Raw genomic sequence first — 20,496 nt, 5'->3', positions numbered from 1 at the left:
GTTGACAGTTGACAGTTGACAGTTAACCGTTAACAGTTGACAGTTGAGTGATAAAAAGGTCAAATTCGTTAAAATCAGTTACATCCGTTAAATCCTTTAGAGCGTCCGTTGCCTAACAGTTAACAGTTAACCGTTAACTGTTAACTATTAACAGTGAACCGTTAACAATTCTGGAGGGTGTCTTAGTGCGCGTGTTTACTACGACGGCGGCTTTGCGCTGCTACTTAAATTCCTATATGTCGCAGGAGGAACCCAGGCGAAGCCAGCCACAGGCCTCGCTAGTTGCTTTAGTGCCGACAATGGGAGCTCTGCACGCGGGACACCTGAGTTTAATCCAGCGGGCGAGGCAGGAAAATAGGGTGGTTGTTGTCAGTATTTTTGTCAATCCGCTCCAATTTGGGCCGACGGAAGATTTTCAACGGTATCCTCGACCCCTGGAGCAAGATCGATTAATCTGCGAAGAGGCTGGTGTTGATGTAATTTTTGTTCCCTCTGCTGAGGAGTTGGGGGTAGGAAGTGGAAATAGTGCTGAATTTCCAATGACTACTGTTGTTCCGCCTGGGGCTATGACTTCGGTTTTGTGTGGTAAGTCTAGGCCGGGACATTTTCAGGGAGTGGCGACGATTGTAACTAAGCTTTTGAATTTAGTTAAGCCAGATACGGCTTATTTTGGGATTAAAGATGCTCAGCAGGTGGCAATTATTCGCAGGTTGGTAGCGGATTTGAATTTGTCTGTGAAGATTGTAGCTGGTGCGATCGCGCGAGAAGCCTCTGGTTTGGCTTGGAGTTCTCGCAATCAGTATTTAAGTTCGCAAGAAAGGGCGCAGGCGGCTACAATTTATCGTTCTTTGCAACGAGCTCAGGCAGTGTTTGAGGAAGGGGAACTGACAGCGGCGGTGTTGAAGGCGGTTGTAAATGAGGAATTGGCGAGGGAATCGGTAGTTGAGGTGGAGTATGTGGAACTGGTTGAACCTAATAGTTTGAGGGTTTTGGAGGTTGTGGAGGAAGCGGGGTTATTGGCGATCGCGGCTAGGATTGGTTCTACTCGCTTGATTGATAATATTATGCTGCTCAATCGTCGGCCAATTGTCGCAATTGATGGCCCGGCGGGGGCTGGTAAATCTACGGTTACGAAGCAGGTGGCGCAAGTTCTGGGTTTGAGGTATCTGGACACGGGGGCGATGTATCGGGCCGTGACGTGGCTGGTGTTGCAAACTGGGACGCGGATGGACGATGAAGCTGCGATCGCGGAGTTAGTCAGTTCTTGTAAGATTGAATTTAATTTTCACCCTTCATCTTTTACTCTTCATATTAATGGTGAAGATGTGACTCAGGCTATTCGTACTTTGGAAGTGACGAGTCATGTTTCGACAGTGGCGGCTTTGGCTATAGTGCGGCGTTTTATGGTAGAACAGCAGCAATACTATGGGAGAAAAGGTGGTATTGTGGCTGAAGGTCGAGACATTGGGACTAATGTGTTCCCAGATGCGGAAGTAAAGATTTTTTTGACGGCATCAGTTAAGGAGCGATCGCGCAGACGGCTAATCGAACTTCAAGCTCGCGGTCAGAACGATATCAGTTTAGAACAGTTAGAACTGGATATTGCAGAACGCGACGAAAAAGACAGTACCCGCGAGGTGGCACCGTTACGTAAAGCAGTTGATGCTGTTGAGATTCAAACAGACGGTTTGACCATTGCCCAAGTTACCGATCGCATTGTCAGCCTATACAAAGAGAGAAATGTAGCTAAACGTTAACTTTTTATCCTGATGCTCTTCCCAGTTTGCGGTTATTTGCAATAGTATCGTAGAACAACGTAATTAATTAAAAATTAAAAACTAAAAATTAAAAATTAAACTCGATCGTTTTTAATTTGGCATTTTTAATTTTTAATTTCTTTAGGGCAATCCGAGCCAGGATTGTCGATCTGCTACTGTTCAATTTAAGCTCTAAAATTAACTGCGTAATGGTGTGAAGGAGAAAAACGTGGCAGACTTGAATCGTTTGCTGCGGCAGCGAAAGACTTTCACTGCTGCTTTTGTAGCTGCTGCTGGCAGTTTTGTGCTTGGGGTAATGCTGCCGCTGAATTTACGGCTTAATCATTTGGTATCACTCTGGGCTGTAGTGCAGCCCCAGAAGTCGGCGACGAGTCCAGAGGTTTTGAAAGTAACAGCAGCGGTAGAGAAACGAGTTGAGGAGGCCCAAAAAGCGATCGCGCTTTTGGAGGAGAAGCAGTTTAGTTTTTTGATTCCCTCTCAGTTTCAAGGAACTACTGTAACTCAGGCGAAACTGGGTTCTAAGCAAAAAGCGATCGCACTGACTTTTGATGATGGCCCTTGGCCGGAAACAACAGTTCAAATCTTAGATATTCTCAATAAAAACGATATTAAAGCTACTTTTTTCTGGGTAGGGAGATATTTAAAGGCTTTTCCAGAACTTGGGAAGAGAGTAGCTGTTGCCGGTCATGCGATCGGCAATCATACTTGGAATCATAAATACGTTAAATACAGTCAGGATGCTGCTGCTAAGGAGATTGACCGTACATCATCTTTGATTGAGGAGGCGACTGGTATTGATGTTTCGATGTTTCGTCCTCCAGGCGGGATTCTCACTAATGGATTGGCTGCTTATGCTCAGCAAAAAAAGTATACAGTGGTGATGTGGTCTGCTGATTCTTTAGATTGGCGTAATTCGATGCAGTCGCTTAAAGATAATGTGTTGCGTCAGGCAAGTTCCGGGGGAATTGTACTCATGCACGATGGTGGTGGAAATCGCTCTAAGACTGTGCAGGCTTTGCCGAATATTATTGCTGAATTGAGGAAACAGGGCTATAAGTTTGTTACTGTTCCTGAGTTATTGCAGATGCAGGATGAGGAGAGTAAGAAGCAGGAAATAGCGCATACTACTATAGATTAGCAAGCAACTTTTAAAAGTCATACGTAACGCCGCCTTCTAGGAGGTATTCTTACCGCCAGGATGGCGGCGTTACGGATAGTTTTGCGTAAGTCCTAACATTCCAGATCGCCCAAACCCTTTTTCTGATTGCATTTTCCTCCTGCCTCCTGCCTCCTGCTACTCTAACTCCTGGGAAAAAAACGCTTATTTTCCATACAATATTGCCAAGCAATCGCCTCTGGATCTCTCTGACAACTCCATTCAGAAAACTCAGCCTTAACCTTCCACTTACTAACAGTAGTAGGATGGACATTTAACCGATTAGCAAGTTCTACCTGAGTTAATAAAATTTGGGATTTTTCAACTTCCTTACCTGGGGAAAGTGGGAATAATTGAGGGCTTTTACGCTTCTCTTCCTGCTGACTTCTAACTTCCACAGGAGTTATAGACAAATTTTTGATAATAGCCTCATCTGAACGATTCAGAGTATCTGGTAATGGCGGATTCACTGTAAGAGGTAAATCATCCACCAAATCATGATCTTCAGTTGTGTTCAAAGATTGGGCAGTTTGAAAGTAATATATTATTCCCCCTTGCTCAGTAACTTCAAATTCAGCCGCAAATTCTTTAGCTCGTTCATCTAAATACCGCTGAACCTGTGTACCTGAAAACTTAGCATTCATTGCCAAATCTAAAGCAGTAACTCGCCCTTGATTTTCTTGAATTAACCGATAAAAAACCGCATCCAAATGAGCTAGTTTGTGCTGCTGCTGTCGCTGATAGCGTCTCCAGGCCCAGCCAACTCCGCCCATAACTGCGATCGCCAGCAAGAAACGCCAGGATTCTAGAGTAGCAACCACGCCGAAGGAAATAGGGATAATCACAGTGAGATATCCCAAAATTCTGCTATTCTCTATATTGCTGCTGTTTTTGACCATAGTTTCTAATTCAACTTATATTAAATCCTTGTTCTTTCTTCTATAACCTTTTTCCAGGAGAGACTTTATGAAGGTTGTTCGCAAACAGGCTAGCATGATTATAGCAATAGCTGCTTGCTATTCGCTCTTGACTGGGTGCGGTGAGAGTAAATTTGTCCAATGTAACAAACTCATTCAAGTAGTTAATAAAGGAAATGCTCTCATTGATTCTAAAAAAGATAACAGCGATGTAGGAAGTATCAAAAATCTTGCTAATGCTCTCAATCAAACGGCAAAAGACTTAGACACTTTAGAATTGACGGAAACAAATCTCAAAGGGTTTCAGACTCGATTGAGCGCAGAATTTAGAGAACTCGGCAAATCACTTAGCGACATGGCTAAAGCTCTCGATAGGGGGAAAAATGCCCCGACTACCTCAGAGGGTCGAGAGCAGATCGAAAAGGCTAAGAAGGATGTAACTAAAGCAGGTCAAGCTGCCAATAAAGCTGCTAAAAATCAAGATAACTTGACTGGTGAACTTGCGGTTTACTGTAGTAAATAGGTAATTGTTGGTTGTTAGTTGTTAGTTGTTAGTTGTTGATTGTTGGTTGTTAGTTGTTCATTGTCATTGTGTTGGCGTAGCCTGCGCGTAGCGCTTGACTTTGTGAAGCAATCGCAAGATATAGGAGTCGCTAGCCATATAATATTCTATATAACCACGATCGGAGGGCTAAAGCCCAACTACATACCTCATCTATCGGAGAAAGAGTATATCATTCTTAGCCATTAGCACCTCAAAGCGATATCGACCTATTGCGATTGCTTCGCTACGCTCGCAATGACCACGAATACCTAACGTTAACAACGAACAACGAACAACCAACAACCAACAACTAACAACTAACAACTAACAACTAACAATTACCAATTCAATGATGAATTTCTAAATTTAAAACATAGTGTCCCAATTGAATTTTTTCCGACCATAGCTCATATTCTAACCGCAGATGTTCTGGTAAAGGTCGTCCTGTTAAAATCAACTTGCGGGTGAAATTACGGAGCCGCAATTGTCCGGGAGTTATGAATGAGTCGCTCTGGAGCCAATAGCGACTAAGACCGTACATTTCTCGCTCCCAGAGGTGGCGGTAACTGTAATTTCCATTTCCTTGCATCGTCATAATCACTCGGAAAGGCGAAACTTCTAGCCACAGAAGTCGGGGTTTTGTGACGGGTGGTAAAGTAGCAATGTCCTCTGAGGTGAAACCTTGAGGTTCCTTGTCAATAATTGCTGGTTCGTGTAACAGCAAGTGGAATCGATCGCGGTCTTTTTGATAGAGTGTGGCAGCGGTTTCAACGACTGACCATAGTGGTAAGTCTGTAGATACTAGCGAAAGACTTACAGGCTTGCGGTGATGGGTCAGCATAAAATTTGAGCGTTCTTGGGGGTAATTAGTCATTCAGTAGTCCTGAGTCCTGAGTCCTAAGTCCTGAGTTGTGATGTGAGTTGTAAGTCCTGAACTCTGAAGCCTGAGTCTTGAGTTCTAAGCCTTGATTTTTCAATCAGGACTCACAACTGAGTAGCGATCGCACTTTAATGACTGGGAAAGCGGTACGATAGCTAACGCAGTCCCACACCAGTTTATCTCAATGCCACCAGTCATCGTCACTGCGAAAACCACTGAAAATGAAACTTTAATAATTCAAAAACCCCCATTGGGTCTGTCGCTACAAGGCCGCATCCGAATTCCGGGGGATAAATCTATTTCTCATCGAGCTTTAATGTTAGGAGCGATCGCTTCTGGAGAAACTACTATCGAGGGACTGCTCTTAGGGGAAGACCCCCGCAGCACTGCTAAATGTTTCGCCTCGATGGGAGCGGAAATTTCTAAACTGAATGCCGAATTAGTGCGGGTTAAAGGCTTTGGACTCGGCGAGTTACGGGAACCGAAGGATATCTTAGACACTGGTAACTCCGGTACTACAATGCGGCTAATGATGGGAATTTTAGCTTCTCACCCCGGACGATTTTTTACGGTAACGGGGGATAATTCCATACGATCGCGTCCTATGTCCCGCGTTGTTAAACCTCTGCAACAAATGGGGGCTCAAATTTGGGGTAGAGAAAGCAACTCTCTGGCTCCCCTAGCCGTACTCGGACAGCGGCTAAAACCCATTCACTACCATTCTCCCATTGCTTCAGCTCAAGTCAAATCCTGCATTTTGTTGGCTGGTTTAATGGCAGAGGGAGAAACAACGGTGACAGAACCGGCTCTGTCGCGGGATCATAGCGAAAGGATGCTACAAGCTTTTGGAGCTAAAGTTAGTGTCGATCCCGATACTTGCAGCGTGACAGTTACGGGCCCGGCGAAACTGCAAGGTCAAGCCGTAATTGTCCCTGGTGACATCAGTTCCGCAGCCTTTTGGCTGGTAGCGGGAGCTATTGTCCCCGATTCTGAGCTAACTATTGAGAATGTTGGGGTTAATCCTACTCGTACTGGCATTTTAGAAGCTTTGGCGATGATGGGAGCTGACATTGAGCTACAAAATCAGCGGTTAGTAGCTGGAGAACCCGTCGCCGATATTGTTGTCCGCAATAGTGGAAAACTTAGGGGTTGTACCATTTCAGGTGACTTAATCCCTCGCTTGATTGACGAAATCCCGATTTTAGCAGTAGCGGCGATATTTGCCGAAGGGACTACAACAATTCGGGATGCAGCGGAGTTGCGGGTCAAAGAGAGCGATCGCTTAGCTGTGATGGCAAGCCAGCTCAACCGCATGGGAGCTCAGATTACAGAATTACCCGATGGTTTAGAGATTGCTGGGGGGACAGCTTTGACGGGTACAGACCTTGACAGTCACACCGATCATCGGATTGCCATGAGTCTCGCGATCGCGGCCCTCAATGCTTCAGGTACTACCGCCATCCACCGCGCCGAAGCCGCCTCTATCTCTTACCCAGACTTCACTGCTACTCTCAAACAACTTACAGACAGTTTTGAGTTTTGAGCCGCCTTGGGAGTTTTGAGTTTTGAGTTATAAATTATGCAAAACTCATGGCTAAAAACCGCAATTACGGCGAGTGAGTTGGCAATTGTCTTTAATTCAAAATTTAAAACTCCCAACTCAAAACTCAAAATTAATTACTTGCCGAGAACTTGTTCTTTGAAAGATTCAATTTCCGCAGACAATTCTTGACGGTTAGAAGCGCGGAGCAAGTAGCGGTAAACAAACCAACCAGTATATCCCATACCAACTAACTCAAAGGTTGTCGATAGTAGAGGAATATCGTTAAGCGAATCCAACACTGCTAGAGTTACTTTAATCGTGATGCCGCCTGCCGCAATCAAACCAATAGTAATAAGCGCTTTTTGGTATTCTTGAAAAAAATTGGATACATAAGCCGGCAGTTCAGACAAAACAGATAGAACTTGGTCTTTGATCTGCTGCAACTGAGCTGTTGAGTCCTTTGCGGGAGGCAGTGCAGCTATAGCACCGGGTTTTTCGAGGTTAATCTCTACTTGAGCCGTTGCAGTTTTCAGTTCAGTTTCATCAGAAGGGTTGGCTTGAGTCATTTTATACTTCCTCACTTGCGACGTGGATTGAAAAAATAAGAATTGCTAGCAATCTAATTTTCTGAAAATTAGCATGAGAGCAACAACACTGCCAAACTGTTGTTAATTATCTAACTTAACATACCTGGTTTAAGGAAAGGGAGATTATAAACAGAGGTTTTCAATCGGGTTTTAACCAGATTAAAACATTAATCTGTCTTGGGAGAGAGAGCGCTCTCCTACAAGCCAAGGCGGGGATTAATCCCTAGCTGTGTCTCTACCTTTGTGACGATCTTGGCTGCTCGATTGCAGCCAAGTCGATCGATGATATTGTAGCGAATGTAGTTGCAGCTTTGATTTATTTCCGCAACCGCTCAACGCTGACTTCATTAGCACAAGGGCGATCTTGCTCAAAGTCCGTGATATTGGCCAGAGTGGTCTCGGCAATATTCCGCAAAGCTTCCTCGGTGAAGAAAGCTTGATGACCCGTGATTAGCACGTTGGGGAACGTGAGCAGGCGTTGAAACACATCGTCCTGAATCACGTATTCAGACAAATTTTCAAAGAACAGATCGCTCTCTTGCTCGTAAACATCTAAGCCGAGATAGCCGATTTTACCGGATTTTAGTGCTTTTGTCGCGGCTTCAGCGTCAATTAAAGCGCCGCGACTGGTATTGATTACCATTACCCCATCTTTCATCTGAGCAAGAGCTTCATCGTCGATCAGGTGGTAAGTTTCGTGGGTCAGGGGACAGTGAAGGCTGATAATGTCAGAACGAGCAAAGAGTTCGGATAAGGAAACGTATTCCATACCTAAATTTAGGCATTCAGGGCTTTGGAAAACGTCATATCCTAGCAGTTTCATGCCAAATCCGCTGAGAATTTTGGCTGTCAGTGCGCCAATTTTACCAGTACCGACGATGCCGGCCGTTCGTCCGTGTAGGTCAAAACCCAAAAGGCCATCAAGGGCGAAGTTGCCTTCGCGAACGCGGTTGTAGGCGCGGTGAATTTTACGGTTGAGTGCCAACATCATGCCAACTGCGTGTTCAGCAACGGCGTAAGGAGAATAAGCGGGTACTCGCACGACGGTAAGTCCTAGTTCCTGCGCTGCGCTCAAGTCTACATGATTGAATCCGGCAGAGCGGAGGGCGATTAAGCGAGTTCCTTGGCTGGCGATCGCTGCTAAGATTGTCGCATCGAGAAAATCGTTGACAAAAATGCAGATGACGGGAAATCCAGCAGCTAAGACGCTAGTTTCCAAGTTTATGCGCGGTTCTAGAAATACTAACTCGTGTCCATGTTTCTCGTTGGCGGCGGAGAGAAACTGGCGATCGTAGGATTTCGTGCTGAATACGGCGACCTTCATTGCGGTTGGCTGTGGATAAAGAGTCTCCAATCCCCTTAAAAAGGGTTCTTTTCCCTTATCTTTTTTTTTAAGGGTAAGGCTGTTTGATTGTAGCATTAAATCGAGGGATAAAAACCGAATTGATCGTCCAGAAGTAATAGAGGCTTTTCCCGATGAGTTTAATCACAACTGGCGTAACGCTTGGGGAGTCAACAGGTAAATTAATTGTTCTTAATCTGAGTAGATACCGCAAAGCACGGATTTGGCTGGGTACATTGCCAGAACTAAACTATCCAGTAGTCAAGGTTTTGTCACGGACTAAAGATGCGAAAAAAGTTGATATTTCTGAAGTGCGGCGCACAGCTATTGAGATGTTTATTCCAACAGGAGGTCGCTTTATCTAGAATTTATATATATTTGTCAGTTATGTTTTGCGAGCGCACTTAAGAGACAATTGAAATTAAAAAGTACCATAAATCATGCAAATTACGATCGACCTTCCCGATAACTTGCCCCTGACTGAAGCCGATGTGCGGAGAGAACTCGCGATCTTACTTTATCAGCAGCACAACCTCCATCTAGATCGAGCCGCTCAACTCGCTGTAATGTCTGTGGACGACTTCTACCAGTTATTAATCTACCGCCATATTGTCACCCCACTCGCAGATCCCGATGACGAGTCCGCCGAACTTGTCCTAGCCAGCCTCCGTACCTCCCTCCAACAAATTAAAGAAGGCAAATTACATCCTATTTCCGAACTGTGGGACGGCATTGATGACTGACGAGACACCCCAAATCCAGCTTCTCTTTTCCGATGAGTTCAAAACACGAATTCGCAACCTCTAGCACTGGGATTAGTGTGTCATGGGTCATACTGACTAAAAGCTTAATGTAGAGTTCGGCTAACAGTGCGATCGCTACCGATCTAGTCACATTCCCGATTAAGATAATTGAGAAATATGTTCAAAATTATCACCAATCAGTGACAAAGCGGGGCTATTATTAAAACAATCAGTAAAAAATTACTAAATAATTATTAATGACTTAATAGTTGATATAGTTAGGAGGGAAAACAGGGACAAAATAACGATTGCTCTTCAATCGAAACTCCCGCTCTCCAATTTTTCACTTTCGTTACGTTCTAATACCAAGTACAACAAATGAGAGAACTTGACCAAAAGAAAACCATTGAACTGCTAATTTCCATTATGGAGTGTGAACTAGCTGGTGTCGTTCGCTATACTCACTATGCACTGATGGTAACAGGGCCCAACCGCATTCCCATTGTACAGTTTTTTCAGGGACAAGCAACTGAATCTTTGCTCCACGCTCAACAGGTAGGAGAAATTCTTACCGGCTTAGAGGGGCATCCTAGCCAGAAAATTGCTCCCATTGAAGAAACCTATAAGCACTCGATTAGAGACCTTTTAGAGGAGAGTCTAAACCACGAGAAAAAAGCGCTGAGTATTTACAAAGATTTGCTCGAAGTTGTACAAGATGCCAGCGTTTATTTGGAAGAATTTACCCGGACTCTAATTGGTCAAGAAGAACTGCATCAGGTTGAACTTAAAAAGATGTTGCGGGATTTTAGTTAACAGTTAACAGTTAACTGTTAACCGTGTTAGTGGTTAGTGGTTATTAAAATACAATACAACTACAAGTAACGACCAATAATAACCAACAACTAGCCACTAATGACCAACAACCAACAACGAACTACTAAAAAAAAATGGATTTTAGTGCAGCCTTACCAACATTTTTAATTACCCTACGTGAAGGTGTTGAAGCAGCCTTAGTAGTAGGAATTGTACTTGCTTGCTTGCAAAAAGCTCAGCAAAGTTATCTGAATTCTTGGGTATATAGCGGTGTGGGAGTGGGAATTGCTGCCAGCGGTTTAGTAGGTGTATTATTCAGTTCATTATTACAAGCAGTCTCTAACTCCGATCGACCTTACACTCCTGTGATGAAACAACTGCTAGAAGCTAGCTTTGGTGTAATTGCGATCGCGATGCTGAGTTGGATGCTAATTTGGATGACTCAACAAGCACGATTTCTGAAAGCTGAAGTCGAAGGCGCAGTAACAACAGCTTTAAAACAAGATAGTAATGCTGGTTGGGGAGTATTTACTTTAATTTTTATTGCCGTCCTCCGCGAAGGTTTTGAAACTGTTTTGTTTATAACTGCTAAATTTCAACAAGGCTTAGTTCCAGCTTTTGGCGCTTTAGCAGGTTTAGTGATGGCTGTAGTTATAGGCGTACTCTTGTTTAAATTAGGAGTTAAAATTAATCTCCGCCAGTTTTTCCAAGTTATGGGAATTTTCTTACTCTTGATTGTAGCAGGTTTGGTAGTATCAATGGTAGGACATTTAGACAAAGCTGTTAATGCTTATGCCGAGATTGAGCATAATTCTCAAACACTATGTTTCTATTCAGATCGGATGGCTCAAACACACTCCTGTATTTTAGGCCCGATGGTTTGGAATGCAACTAATATCTTGCCTGATACTCAATTTCCTGGTATCCTATTGAAAACTCTGTTTGGATATAAAGATAAACTCTATCTCGTACAAGCAGTGAGTTATGTCTTATTTTTGCTCGGTGTCGGTGGTTTTTATTTGCAAAACTTAGCTGTAGCATCAGCCAATAAGACGCAGTTACCTAAAGCCCAAAGTTAGCTCATTTGTAAGACAAATCTAATCACTCTAGCTGCAAGTAGACAAATGACATCCATAACCGTCAAACAATTATTTTCTCATCCTATTAAGGGGTTAACACCCTATGAGTGCGATCGCATATTGTTGACTGAGGGACATGGTATTAAGGGCGATCGAGCTTTTGCTTTGATGTTTACAGATAGTCTTAAGGCAGGTGAAATGCCTGTACTAGAAAATATTCCTTGGATGAGTAAGAAACATTTTGCTGTTCAAAATGACTGGCCTCTTTTAGCAGCATTAAAATGTCACTATCAGCCCGAAACAGGGATTTTGACAGTAAAACGGGAAGGCGTTACAGTGTTGGAAGCAGAAACAAAAAAAACAAATGGGCGCGATCGTATTGGCAGCTTTTTCACTGAATATATTAGCACGCTTGAACCAACTAAAGAAGCGCGTCATCCAACACGATCGCCTTTACTTTTAGTAGGCGATAGCAGCGGTGAAACCCGCTACCCAGATCGCGAACCCGTGCATATTTCCATATTAAGTCAAGCAACTCTAGATAATTTAAGCGAAATTGCAGGAAATTTTGTTGATGTTCGTCGCTTTCGCCCTAATATTGTTATCGATGGGGTTCCAGCTTGGGAAGAATTTAACTGGATGGGTAAGCAATTTCAATTAGGATCTGCGCGAGTTTTAGTAAGTGCTAAAATTGGTCGTTGTCCTAATATTGAAGTCGATCCTGATACGGGAAATCGCGATTTACCTCTTTTATCTTTGTTACAACAGCAGTTTGGTCACGCACAAACTGGAGTTTTAGCAAAAATTATTAGCAGTGGCAATGTTGCTATTGGTGATATGTTAAGTGTTAACGGTTAACTGTTAACTGTTAACCGTTAACTATTATTAAATAAATAAAAATGGCATTAGTAATTGCGGGAGAACGCAGCGGTACAGGGAAGACAACGATCGCGATCGCCATTTTAGCATTTTTAGTCCGTCGTAGTTTAAAAGTTCAATCTTTTAAGGTTGGCCCGGATTATATCGATCCCATGTTTCACTCGTCGATTACAGGCCGTCCTTGTCGCAATTTAGACCCAGTAATTACTTCTGAATCTTACGTGCGACAATGCTTTACCCGTCACAGTCAAGACGCAGAATTTGCCTTAGTTGAAGGAGTGATGGGATTATTTGATGGGGTTCCTCGAAGGAAGAAGGAAGAAGGAAGAAGGAAGAAGGAAGAACAAGAACGAGAGGATCTGATTTCTATTGGTTCAACAGCTCACGTTGCACGACTGCTAGATTTGCCAGTATTATTAGTTATAGATTGTAGCAGCTTGTCTAGTTCTGTGGCTGCGATCGCGCACGGATATCGCAGTTTCGATCCAAAACTGAAGTTCGCTGGCGTTGTATTAAATCGAGTTGGTAGCGATCGCCATTTAGAACTACTCAAAGATGCTCTAGAACCGCTAAATTTACCAGTTTTAGGCGTTTTACGCCGTCAGGACAATATTACTATCCCCGATCGGCATTTGGGTTTAGTCCCGACTGCGGAATTGAGCAATTTTAATTCTTTGATTGAAAAAATGGCTGATTTGGCTGCGGTTTGCTTTGATTGGGAGCAACTTTTGCCCCTATTAGCTGCACGAATAAATTTAGAGGGTAAGCAGCTTGAGCAAAGTTTAGACAATGATAATTTACCTACATCTAATCTAACTGCTTTGCCACAATTTGTCAAGGGGGAAAAGCAAAAAAAATTAGTGCGAATTGCTGTGGCCCGCGATCGCGCTTTTAGCTTCTATTATCAGGACAATTTAGATTTATTACAAGAACTTGGTGCTGAATTAGTGTTCTGGAGTCCACTTGCAGATAGTCAACTTCCTGACAACATTCAAGGGTTATATTTTGGCGGCGGATTTCCCGAAGTTTTTGCCCAAGAATTGAGCAATAATTTCAAAATCCGCGAGTCAATTAAAGCTGTTATTGTTGCTGGAATGCCAACTTATGCCGAGTGCGGCGGATTAATGTATTTGTGCAATTCTATTGTAGATTTTGACGGTAATTCTTGGCCAATGGCTGGCATTTTGCCAACATCAGCAGTAATGGGTAAAAGATTAACATTGGGATATCACGAAGCGGTTACGTTACAAGAAAGTCCGCTGTTATCTAAAGTGATGAAAGTTTGCGGCCATGAGTTCCATAGATCGTCTTTAACTATAGAACCTAGTACGCCTCTTTATCAAATGTGGCGTTACGGTAAGTTTGGAGAAAGTGCAGCGGTGGCTGAAGGATGGCAAATTTATAACGTCCACGCTTCTTATCTTCACCTACATTGGGGAGGAAATATAGATATTCCAAAGCGTTTTTTATCTCATTGTGCTAATTTCAATATTGTGTAAACTAGGATAAAAATCGTTTGAAGTCGTACTGGTTTTATACTTCACAGAACTTACACACGGAACCAAAGAAACCGGGTTTTTTGACGAAAATACTTCGCCCTTATCCACAGATGCTCTCAAAAACCCGGTTTCTGGAGCCCTGAGTGTAAGTCCTAACTTCATTGACTAAGTGGAAAAAAACTGCTAGTGTTGTTATGGTAAAGTGAATGTTATTGAAGTTAATTTAGAATTTTGCCCAGACAAGCCAGATGAATCTCTATCCATATTAGATGAATTGGATGAAATTAGGCAATCCCAGGAATACAAAAAATTAAGTAACAAAAACTTGAAAGAGGATAACTAAACTATGAATAATATAGAAGAATACGTCGATCGCACAGCCGAACTAATCCAACTACCATTAAACCCCGAACACCGTCCCGGTACGATCGCTAATTTTGAAAGAATAACCGCGATCGCACAAATTGTTACAGAATTTAGCTTGCCAGAGGAAATAGAATCTGCACCAGTGTTTGAGCCTTGATTTTTTAACCGCAAATGAGCCCAGATTATGTCAAACCCAGATGATGCCGTCGCTACAGCAGAAGCCATTAAAACTGGTAAAATCACAGCTAAAGCAGTCGTAACAGCCACTTTAGAACGCATTGCCGCTAAGGATAAAACCCTCAACTGTTTTACTACTGTCACCGCTGATACAGCCTTAGCTGATGCCGATAAAATCGATAAAGCGATCGCACTCCATCAAAACCCTGGCCCCTTAGCAGGCGTACCCTTCGCCGTTAAAAACCTGTTCGATATCGCCGGAGTCACCACCCTCGCCGGCGCTAAAATTAACCAGGAAAACCCTCCAGCCACCAGCGACGCAACCCTTGTTACCAGACTCAAACAAGCAGGCGCGATACTGGTAGGCGCTCAAAATATGGACGAGTACGCCTACGGCTTCGTCACCGAAAACAGCCACTATGGCCCCACCCGCAACCCCCACGATACCACCCGCGTCGCTGGCGGTTCCAGTGGTGGTTCCGCCGCCGCCGTCGCTGGCGGTTTAGTACCCCTCAGTCTGGGTTCAGATACCAACGGTTCCATCCGCGTACCCTCTGCTCTCTGTGGTATCTTTGGGTTGAAGCCTACTTATGGCCGTTTGTCAAGGGCCGGTGCGTACCCCTTTGTGGGAAGTTTAGATCATGTCGGGCCTTTTGCGCGATCGGTTAGAGATATTGCTGCGGTTTATGATATATTACAAGGCAGCGATCCGGCAGATCCCGTTTGTACCAACCGCCCCCCAGAATTATGCTTGCCCCAATTAAGCCAGGGAATTGAAGGCTTAAGAATTGCTGTTGCTGATGGCTATTTTGCCCAAGGTGCAGAACCAGAGGCCTTAGCAGCCGTTGAAACCGTTGCCCGTGCTTTAAATTGTACGGCTACTGTGACTATACCAGAAGCTCACCGGGCTAGGGCTGCGGCATTTGTGATTACGGCCTGTGAAGGGGCAAATTTGCATTTAGCGAATTTGCGATCGCGCCCCCAAGACTTCGATCCCGCCACTCGCGATCGCTTCCTCGCAGGCGCACTCATCCCTGCCACTTGGTACATTCAAGCACAGCGTTTCAGACAATGGTATCGCGATCGCGTCAGTGAAATCTTCCAAAATGTTGACATCATTTTAGCGCCAGCAACCCCCATTTGCGCTCCACCCATCGGCCTTGAAAAGATGACAATAGCAGGTGAAGAAGTGGTAATTCGCCCCAATTTGGGTATATTTACTCAACCCCTCTCATTTATTGGTTTGCCGATCGCCTCAGTACCCATCCAGCGGCCTAATGCTTTGCCATTAGGAGTCCAGATTATTGCCGCGCCTTACAATGAAGCTCTTATCCTGCGAGTCGCTGCGATCTTAGAATCTCAAGGAATAGTCAGCAGTAAAAATTAAACCAGCTTCTCAAATTAATAACTATCTGGTTCCCAGGTTCTACCTGGGAACAGAATTCTATGGCTTTTATGGCTTTTAGCCTCTATGCTTTTTTGCCATCCAGCGAGTTCTAGAATTAGTTGGAACGCTGAAAACGTCTCTTAGGCCGTCTGGCGATCGCTTTACGCTTGCGCTTTTCCAGGGGAGTCTCAAAGTGACGGTGTTTTCTCATGTCTGGAAAAATGCCCGCTTTGGAAACTTGCCGCTTAAATCGACGGAGGGCTGACTCAATCCCTTCATTTTCGCCTATTACAACTTGTGTCATTCTATATCCTCAATACACTGACTCAATTATTAATTTACGCTAAATTGGCTTCATTAAACAGTTGCGATCGCGCGTGAAAGAGGACAGACCCCACATCTGTCCTCTTTAACTAACTTAGATAGACTGAAAATCTCAGTCCCCAATCTTAGAAGCGGCGAGAAGAGCGATTATTGTTACCCCAGCCACCACCGCCAGAGGAACGGCGGTCTTCGCGAGGCTTAGCCTTGTTCACCTTCAAGTCGCGACCCATCCACTCAGCGCCATCAAGAGCTGCGATCGCAGCCGCTTCTTCCGCTTCGCTGGCCATTTCCACGAATCCGAAACCACGCATCCGTCCAGTTTCCCGGTCTACGGGCAACTGCACGCGACTTACGGTACCGTACTCGGCAAATACCTCGGTCAGGTCTTCTGACGTGACTTGGTAGGAAAGATTACCTACGTAAATAGACATTGATGAACTTCTCCAGAATCAGAGGTTGTAGAGATTTAGATTCGGAGAGACGCCTGTACATAAATACAAACACACTACGCAACCGAACTCAATCCTTAGACTACGACTATAACACAAAAAAATTGAAATGAACTAGGTCTAAATCATTAAATTCCATTAATTAATATTAAGCTTTTTTCTCACAAGTAAATTTTTTTCTCCCAAATTTTAATTTTTAATTTTTAATTTTTAATTGTACTTCCCACTACCGTACCCCAAAAATAAGTCTCAAAGGGTTTTTGGGCGAGATCGACACGCATTTTTTTAGCCCAAGTGTAGATATCGAAACCGATATGGCCGCGATCGCCCTGGCTAAAATTCGCTTCTTGAACGATCATATCCCCTAAGATCGCCACCCAGTGACTCGGATAAGCCAACACCGGTGGCTGATTGGTAAGCATTCCCTCAGCAGTAATCAAAGCAAAAGCCACCCCACCAGCATTAATGGCCTCAGCCGCCCGCCGTAAAGCACTAACATCCCACATTAGATAGGCGTTGTGGTATTTAACATCCCGATACCCCAGAATTTCTCGCACCCAACCCATCATTTCCCAAGATTTTGTCATCCCGCTAATGTTGCGAATAATTTGGGGAGAGTCGGGTTCCACTGCAAAAATCAAGTTTTCCGATTCTCGCAGAGTAGATAACATCATCCAATCAGCTTGAGGCATTTGCAATTGGCCCGTACTTTCCCGCAAACGAGGTGAGGGTGAAATCCATCTCTTGGACTGAGTATGAAAACCGCCGAGTTGGAAAAGGTTACGGCAAATTTGGACGTAGTAGACAGGGTTTCTGCGAATCAACTCAAAGACAATTGCTGCTGGGCCGCAAAAAGGTTGAGCGCCTTGGTTAACATTGAAAGGATTGCTAAGGCGCGATCGCATTTCAGCAATAATTTGCCGCTGGTTTAATCCCGGCCAAACCCCAGGGACTTTTGACTTCTCAAACTCCGCGATCGCAGACAAGGCATCCTGTACTAAAATCGGATTTGGCAGTGGCGAACCAGTCGAAATACCAGGTAGTGCCATTTTATCAATCAAGAGATAACGGAAGTATTCTTATCTCCAGTTTAGCGAGCTTTCCCACTTATAATCAAAAACGATAGCTCTCGTTTAGCACAATTTTTGCTGAAAATAGTTTCCAAATTACGATCGTCATTAATTAGTCGGAAAACATTAAGATTTTCTCCAATAATTTGATAAAAAATGATATAATCCATCAACGCTATCCCTAGCAAATCTAGAGCTAACTGAGCATTGGAGCGACCAAAATATGGAAACTCTACGCGAAATGCTGACATTTTTTGCTAAATCCTTAGCCAAAGCGATCGACCCAAGCTTGGCCTATAGAAATAGAAAGCGATCGCAGACTGGCAATCCCAGCATCGGAGATTTTTACTGATTCCACCGATCGCAATCGCCATCTCTTAAGTAAACGAAATAAAGACTTTTCAGAAGACTCAAAACTTCCCACTAATTACACCCTTAACCCTTAATTCCTCTCTACTTACTAGCGCTTCATAATAATCAGGCTGAATTTCTAAAGCCACACCATAAGAACTAATCGCATCTTGAAACCGCTGCAATTTTTGCAGAACATCACCCCGTTTTAACCAAGCTTCGCAGTTGTCCGGTTTGAGTTGAATTACTTTATCAAAAGCAGCGATCGCCTCTTGACATCTTTCCAATTTTGCCAAATTCTTACCGCGCTGCAACCAGACTTGATAGTTATCCGGCCAGATTGCAATTCCTTGGTTGTAAGCAATCAAAGCATCTTCATAACGTTGCATTAAGGCTAAGGCATTTCCCCGCTTCAACCAAGCTTCAAAATTATCTGGCTGAAGGAGAAGTACCTGGTCATAAGCAGCGATCGCTTCTGCATAACGTTCTAACTTTTCTAAGGCCGCACCCCGCTGAAACCCTACCTTAGAAGAAATATCCAACTCTGAAGTCATGGCAATCACTTTATCAAAACAGGCGATCGCTTCTTCGTAGCGGTGCAACTTTTCCAAAGCCTCACCCCTGTAGTTCCAAGCTTCTAAGAAATCGCCTTTCAGTTGCAGGGCATTACTATAAGCAATAATCGCTTCTCTGTAATGTTCCATTCCTGCTAAAGCTAAACCTCTTCCCAGCCAAGCTTCCGGGAAATTCGGATTGAGTTGAGTTGCCTTATCAAAGGAAGCGATCGCTCCTTCCCAGTGTCCCGCCTCCGATAGAACTTGACCGAAACCGATCCACAATTCGGGAAAATTGGGATTAATTTTAATCGCCTGATTTAAAGTCGCGATCGCCGCATCCGGTCGCAAGTGCTTAAGCGCCATACCTTTATAAAACCAGGCTTCGCTGTCTCCCGGCTGCAATTGAATCACGCGATCGTAAGAATTCACCGCTTCTGCGTATCGGTGCAATTTCTCCAAAGCAATGCCGCGATTAAACCAAGCTTGATAATTTTCTGGTTGCAGTTGCACCGCTCTATCGTAAGAACTCACAGACTCAGCGTACCGCAGCGCTTTCATTAACGCCAGACCTCTGTAAAACCAAGCTTCAGCGTTACCCGGCTGGAGTTTAACTACCCGCTCAAAAGCAGCCACAGCCTCAGCATAGCGATCGCCGTGCAGCAGCGTACAGCCTTGGCGATACCAGATTGCAGGTAAATTTGGCTTGATTTCGATCGCTTTTCTATAGCAAGCAGCCGCTGTTTGGTACTGATGCAATTCCTCTAGAGCTCGTCCCCGGTAGTGCCACGCTTCATAATTTTGCGGTTGAATTTGAGTTGCTTGCTCGAAAGAAACCAGAGCTTCTTGATATTGGTGCAAGCTCAACAAAGCGCTCCCTCGCAACACCCAAGCCTTATAGCTCTCTGGTTTAATACCAATGGCGCGATCGCAGCAAACAACAACAACATCATACCGGTGTAATTTCCTCAGCACCGTAGCTAGCTGCAACCAAGCCTGACACCAGTCCGGTTTAACTTCAACCGCTTTCTCGTAATGATGCACCGCCGCTTCATACCTTCCCAAACCATAGAGCCGATTACCTTGGCTGTACTCTGGGAACGCTGTAAAAATGCTCAAAGCTCCAGACAGCGACATAGGAGGAGATTTAGGACTAGATGGGCTATCAGTGGGAGAAGTTGGCGATGTCATATTACAACCCAGAATTTACAACTTTTTTAATTTTTAATTTTTATTCTTTAATTTTTATTCTTTATTCTTTAATTTTTAATTTTTAATTTTTAATTTAATTATTGGCTCCAGCCCAATTCTACAGCAAACTACAGCCCTAAGAACTCTCATCTATTTAGAAACTTTATGTCTTTCTTCTAAAATTCCGTAGTTTCACTATGGAACATTTAGGGTAATCTGCGTCAGAATCTTAGAGGTGCACAATAAAGTACGACAAAAAACCATACCTGAGCTTAAAACTCAAGTACCCATTCCAAGACAAGTCAATTCAATCGAGACACTACAAATCCGGTATCGCTAAGCGACACCCTGTAGATACTCAACACAGAGTGCTTTGCACCTCGTTGCAAGAAAGGAAAAAGAGAAGTATGAATGTGTCCGAATATACCATATCTGACCGAATTGTAGCAATACCGGTATGGATTCCTAAAGAGGAAAGCGCTGTTAATCTCCCCACAACTGCCCAACCGCAACCCTGCGATCCTCTGCGCCCCCTGCGTCAATGGCTTGACAGCATAGAAGTTAAAAGCCCCAAATTGGCTCACAGACTGTGCAAGCTAATTCCAGCGCAGTGTCCATTTGAGCGCACTGTCAAGCTTTTCGGTCGTACACTGTTTCACATCCCCCCCTTATGCAAGCTCAACCCGCTTTACAATGAATTGGTTGCTCTGCGTTTTCGAGCTTTGTGCTACTTGGCGGATGGTTGCGGCGAAGATGTGACGCGCTATTGCTAAATACCTGTTAACTGTTAACTGTTAACTGTTAATTGTTAACTGTTAATTGTTAACTGTAAGGTGGGCGCTCGCCGCAACTATCTATAGCTATAAG

Annotated in this window: 23 protein-coding genes; 13 read left to right on the top strand and 10 right to left on the bottom strand. The window is 44.0% G+C overall.

Annotated features, from left to right (window positions below):
• Positions 1-185: 185 nt before the first annotated feature.
• Complete coding sequence (locus PN499_RS15935; protein WP_272033013.1) at positions 186-1,757, top strand: bifunctional pantoate--beta-alanine ligase/(d)CMP kinase; 1,572 nt, start codon at positions 186-188, stop codon at positions 1,755-1,757.
• A 229-nt stretch (positions 1,758-1,986) separates the two neighbouring features.
• Entirely contained in the window at positions 1,987-2,916 is a 930-nt protein-coding gene (locus PN499_RS15930; RefSeq protein ID WP_272033012.1) for a polysaccharide deacetylase family protein, read from the top strand.
• 161 nt (positions 2,917-3,077) lie between these two features.
• Here PN499_RS15930 and PN499_RS15925 read toward each other — a convergent pair whose 3' ends face one another.
• Entirely contained in the window at positions 3,078-3,833 is a 756-nt protein-coding gene (locus PN499_RS15925) for a hypothetical protein (RefSeq protein ID WP_272033011.1), read from the bottom strand.
• A 67-nt stretch (positions 3,834-3,900) separates the two neighbouring features.
• Here PN499_RS15925 and PN499_RS15920 point away from each other — a divergent pair, with 67 nt between their 5' ends.
• Complete coding sequence (locus tag PN499_RS15920) at positions 3,901-4,374, top strand: hypothetical protein (RefSeq protein ID WP_272033009.1); 474 nt, start codon at positions 3,901-3,903, stop codon at positions 4,372-4,374.
• 367 nt (positions 4,375-4,741) lie between these two features.
• Here the strand turns inward: PN499_RS15920 and PN499_RS15915 are convergent, their stop codons facing one another.
• Positions 4,742-5,236, bottom strand: a complete 495-nt coding sequence (locus PN499_RS15915; RefSeq protein WP_007353867.1) for a hypothetical protein — start codon at positions 5,234-5,236, stop codon at positions 4,742-4,744.
• 223 nt (positions 5,237-5,459) lie between these two features.
• Here PN499_RS15915 and aroA point away from each other — a divergent pair, with 223 nt between their 5' ends.
• Entirely contained in the window at positions 5,460-6,818 is a 1,359-nt protein-coding gene (aroA, locus tag PN499_RS15910) for a 3-phosphoshikimate 1-carboxyvinyltransferase (protein ID WP_272033008.1), read from the top strand.
• Between the two features lie 134 nt (positions 6,819-6,952).
• On the opposite strand, the gene PN499_RS15905 is transcribed toward aroA, so the two are convergent.
• Positions 6,953-7,384, bottom strand: coding sequence for a CAAD domain-containing protein (locus PN499_RS15905; protein WP_272033007.1), 432 nt, complete (start codon positions 7,382-7,384; stop codon positions 6,953-6,955).
• Between the two features lie 337 nt (positions 7,385-7,721).
• On the bottom strand, positions 7,722-8,729 hold the full coding sequence (locus tag PN499_RS15900) for a 2-hydroxyacid dehydrogenase (RefSeq protein WP_272033006.1): 1,008 nt from the start codon (positions 8,727-8,729) through the stop codon (positions 7,722-7,724).
• A gap of 152 nt (positions 8,730-8,881) precedes the next feature.
• Here PN499_RS15900 and PN499_RS15895 point away from each other — a divergent pair, with 152 nt between their 5' ends.
• The 8 genes from PN499_RS15895 (at position 8,882) to PN499_RS15860 (ending at position 15,690) form a co-directional block, all read left to right on the top strand.
• A complete protein-coding gene (locus PN499_RS15895; protein ID WP_272033005.1) occupies positions 8,882-9,112 on the top strand; it encodes a hypothetical protein in 231 nt (76 codons plus the stop codon).
• A 75-nt stretch (positions 9,113-9,187) separates the two neighbouring features.
• Positions 9,188-9,490, top strand: coding sequence for a UPF0175 family protein (locus PN499_RS15890; RefSeq protein WP_272033004.1), 303 nt, complete (start codon positions 9,188-9,190; stop codon positions 9,488-9,490).
• A 378-nt stretch (positions 9,491-9,868) separates the two neighbouring features.
• The gene (locus tag PN499_RS15885; RefSeq protein WP_272033002.1) at positions 9,869-10,303 is read left to right on the top strand and encodes a ferritin-like domain-containing protein; all 435 of its coding nucleotides are present in this window, start codon (positions 9,869-9,871) and stop codon (positions 10,301-10,303) included.
• 134 nt (positions 10,304-10,437) lie between these two features.
• Positions 10,438-11,382: an FTR1 family iron permease gene (locus PN499_RS15880; protein WP_272033001.1), complete on the top strand. Its 945-nt coding sequence runs from the start codon at positions 10,438-10,440 to the stop codon at positions 11,380-11,382.
• Between the two features lie 45 nt (positions 11,383-11,427).
• Positions 11,428-12,240: an MOSC domain-containing protein gene (locus tag PN499_RS15875; protein ID WP_272033000.1), complete on the top strand. Its 813-nt coding sequence runs from the start codon at positions 11,428-11,430 to the stop codon at positions 12,238-12,240.
• Positions 12,241-12,281: 41 nt separating this feature from the next.
• Positions 12,282-13,760 carry a cobyrinate a,c-diamide synthase gene (locus PN499_RS15870; RefSeq protein ID WP_272032998.1) on the top strand — a complete coding sequence of 493 codons (1,479 nt, stop codon included), beginning with the start codon at positions 12,282-12,284 and terminating at the stop codon, positions 13,758-13,760.
• Positions 13,761-14,106: 346 nt separating this feature from the next.
• Entirely contained in the window at positions 14,107-14,283 is a 177-nt protein-coding gene (locus PN499_RS15865) for a DUF4089 domain-containing protein (RefSeq protein WP_007353853.1), read from the top strand.
• Between the two features lie 27 nt (positions 14,284-14,310).
• Positions 14,311-15,690: an AtzE family amidohydrolase gene (locus tag PN499_RS15860; RefSeq protein ID WP_272032996.1), complete on the top strand. Its 1,380-nt coding sequence runs from the start codon at positions 14,311-14,313 to the stop codon at positions 15,688-15,690.
• A 115-nt stretch (positions 15,691-15,805) separates the two neighbouring features.
• Here PN499_RS15860 and rpsU read toward each other — a convergent pair whose 3' ends face one another.
• The 6 genes from rpsU to PN499_RS15830 form a co-directional block, all read right to left on the bottom strand.
• A complete protein-coding gene (gene rpsU, locus PN499_RS15855; RefSeq protein ID WP_007353851.1) occupies positions 15,806-15,994 on the bottom strand; it encodes a 30S ribosomal protein S21 in 189 nt (62 codons plus the stop codon).
• A 145-nt stretch (positions 15,995-16,139) separates the two neighbouring features.
• Complete coding sequence (locus tag PN499_RS15850) at positions 16,140-16,445, bottom strand: RNA recognition motif domain-containing protein (RefSeq protein ID WP_007353850.1); 306 nt, start codon at positions 16,443-16,445, stop codon at positions 16,140-16,142.
• Positions 16,446-16,666: 221 nt separating this feature from the next.
• Positions 16,667-17,512 carry a hypothetical protein gene (locus tag PN499_RS15845; RefSeq protein ID WP_272032994.1) on the bottom strand — a complete coding sequence of 282 codons (846 nt, stop codon included), beginning with the start codon at positions 17,510-17,512 and terminating at the stop codon, positions 16,667-16,669.
• A 41-nt stretch (positions 17,513-17,553) separates the two neighbouring features.
• Entirely contained in the window at positions 17,554-17,784 is a 231-nt protein-coding gene (locus tag PN499_RS15840) for a hypothetical protein (protein ID WP_272032993.1), read from the bottom strand.
• A gap of 14 nt (positions 17,785-17,798) precedes the next feature.
• On the bottom strand, positions 17,799-17,957 hold the full coding sequence (locus tag PN499_RS15835; protein ID WP_272032992.1) for a hypothetical protein: 159 nt from the start codon (positions 17,955-17,957) through the stop codon (positions 17,799-17,801).
• The gene (locus PN499_RS15830) at positions 17,944-19,629 is read right to left on the bottom strand and encodes a tetratricopeptide repeat protein (RefSeq protein WP_272032991.1); all 1,686 of its coding nucleotides are present in this window, start codon (positions 19,627-19,629) and stop codon (positions 17,944-17,946) included. The genes PN499_RS15835 and PN499_RS15830 overlap by 14 nt, the downstream gene beginning before the upstream one ends.
• Positions 19,630-20,036: 407 nt before the next feature.
• Here PN499_RS15830 and PN499_RS15825 point away from each other — a divergent pair, with 407 nt between their 5' ends.
• Positions 20,037-20,402 carry a Mo-dependent nitrogenase C-terminal domain-containing protein gene (locus tag PN499_RS15825; RefSeq protein ID WP_272032990.1) on the top strand — a complete coding sequence of 122 codons (366 nt, stop codon included), beginning with the start codon at positions 20,037-20,039 and terminating at the stop codon, positions 20,400-20,402.
• The last annotated feature ends 94 nt before the right edge of the window (positions 20,403-20,496 follow it).

Origin of the sequence: Kamptonema animale CS-326 (assembly GCF_028330895.1) — a bacterium.
GTDB lineage: Bacteria > Cyanobacteriota > Cyanobacteriia > Cyanobacteriales > Microcoleaceae > Kamptonema > Kamptonema formosum.
This window is presented reverse-complemented; position numbering and strand designations above follow the sequence as displayed.

Bases quoted from the DNA above. Each gene is read 5' to 3' on its own strand.
- PN499_RS15890 (WP_272033004.1), top strand. From the start codon at position 9,188: ATGCAAATTACGATCGACCTTCCCGATAACTTGCCCCTGACTGAAGCC.
- PN499_RS15845 (WP_272032994.1), bottom strand. From the start codon at position 17,512: ATGGCACTACCTGGTATTTCGACTGGTTCGCCACTGCCAAATCCGATT.
- PN499_RS15870 (WP_272032998.1), top strand. From the start codon at position 12,282: ATGGCATTAGTAATTGCGGGAGAACGCAGCGGTACAGGGAAGACAACG.
- PN499_RS15840 (WP_272032993.1), bottom strand. From the start codon at position 17,784: ATGTCAGCATTTCGCGTAGAGTTTCCATATTTTGGTCGCTCCAATGCT.
- PN499_RS15915 (WP_007353867.1), bottom strand. From the start codon at position 5,236: ATGCTGACCCATCACCGCAAGCCTGTAAGTCTTTCGCTAGTATCTACA.
- PN499_RS15825 (WP_272032990.1), top strand. From the start codon at position 20,037: ATGAATGTGTCCGAATATACCATATCTGACCGAATTGTAGCAATACCG.
- PN499_RS15860 (WP_272032996.1), top strand. From the start codon at position 14,311: ATGTCAAACCCAGATGATGCCGTCGCTACAGCAGAAGCCATTAAAACT.
- PN499_RS15920 (WP_272033009.1), top strand. From the start codon at position 3,901: ATGAAGGTTGTTCGCAAACAGGCTAGCATGATTATAGCAATAGCTGCT.
- PN499_RS15830 (WP_272032991.1), bottom strand. From the start codon at position 19,629: ATGACATCGCCAACTTCTCCCACTGATAGCCCATCTAGTCCTAAATCT.
- PN499_RS15895 (WP_272033005.1), top strand. From the start codon at position 8,882: ATGAGTTTAATCACAACTGGCGTAACGCTTGGGGAGTCAACAGGTAAA.
- PN499_RS15850 (WP_007353850.1), bottom strand. From the start codon at position 16,445: ATGTCTATTTACGTAGGTAATCTTTCCTACCAAGTCACGTCAGAAGAC.
- PN499_RS15925 (WP_272033011.1), bottom strand. From the start codon at position 3,833: ATGGTCAAAAACAGCAGCAATATAGAGAATAGCAGAATTTTGGGATAT.
- rpsU (WP_007353851.1), bottom strand. From the start codon at position 15,994: ATGACACAAGTTGTAATAGGCGAAAATGAAGGGATTGAGTCAGCCCTC.
- aroA (WP_272033008.1), top strand. From the start codon at position 5,460: ATGCCACCAGTCATCGTCACTGCGAAAACCACTGAAAATGAAACTTTA.
- PN499_RS15885 (WP_272033002.1), top strand. From the start codon at position 9,869: ATGAGAGAACTTGACCAAAAGAAAACCATTGAACTGCTAATTTCCATT.
- PN499_RS15865 (WP_007353853.1), top strand. From the start codon at position 14,107: ATGAATAATATAGAAGAATACGTCGATCGCACAGCCGAACTAATCCAA.
- PN499_RS15880 (WP_272033001.1), top strand. From the start codon at position 10,438: ATGGATTTTAGTGCAGCCTTACCAACATTTTTAATTACCCTACGTGAA.
- PN499_RS15900 (WP_272033006.1), bottom strand. From the start codon at position 8,729: ATGAAGGTCGCCGTATTCAGCACGAAATCCTACGATCGCCAGTTTCTC.
- PN499_RS15875 (WP_272033000.1), top strand. From the start codon at position 11,428: ATGACATCCATAACCGTCAAACAATTATTTTCTCATCCTATTAAGGGG.
- PN499_RS15905 (WP_272033007.1), bottom strand. From the start codon at position 7,384: ATGACTCAAGCCAACCCTTCTGATGAAACTGAACTGAAAACTGCAACG.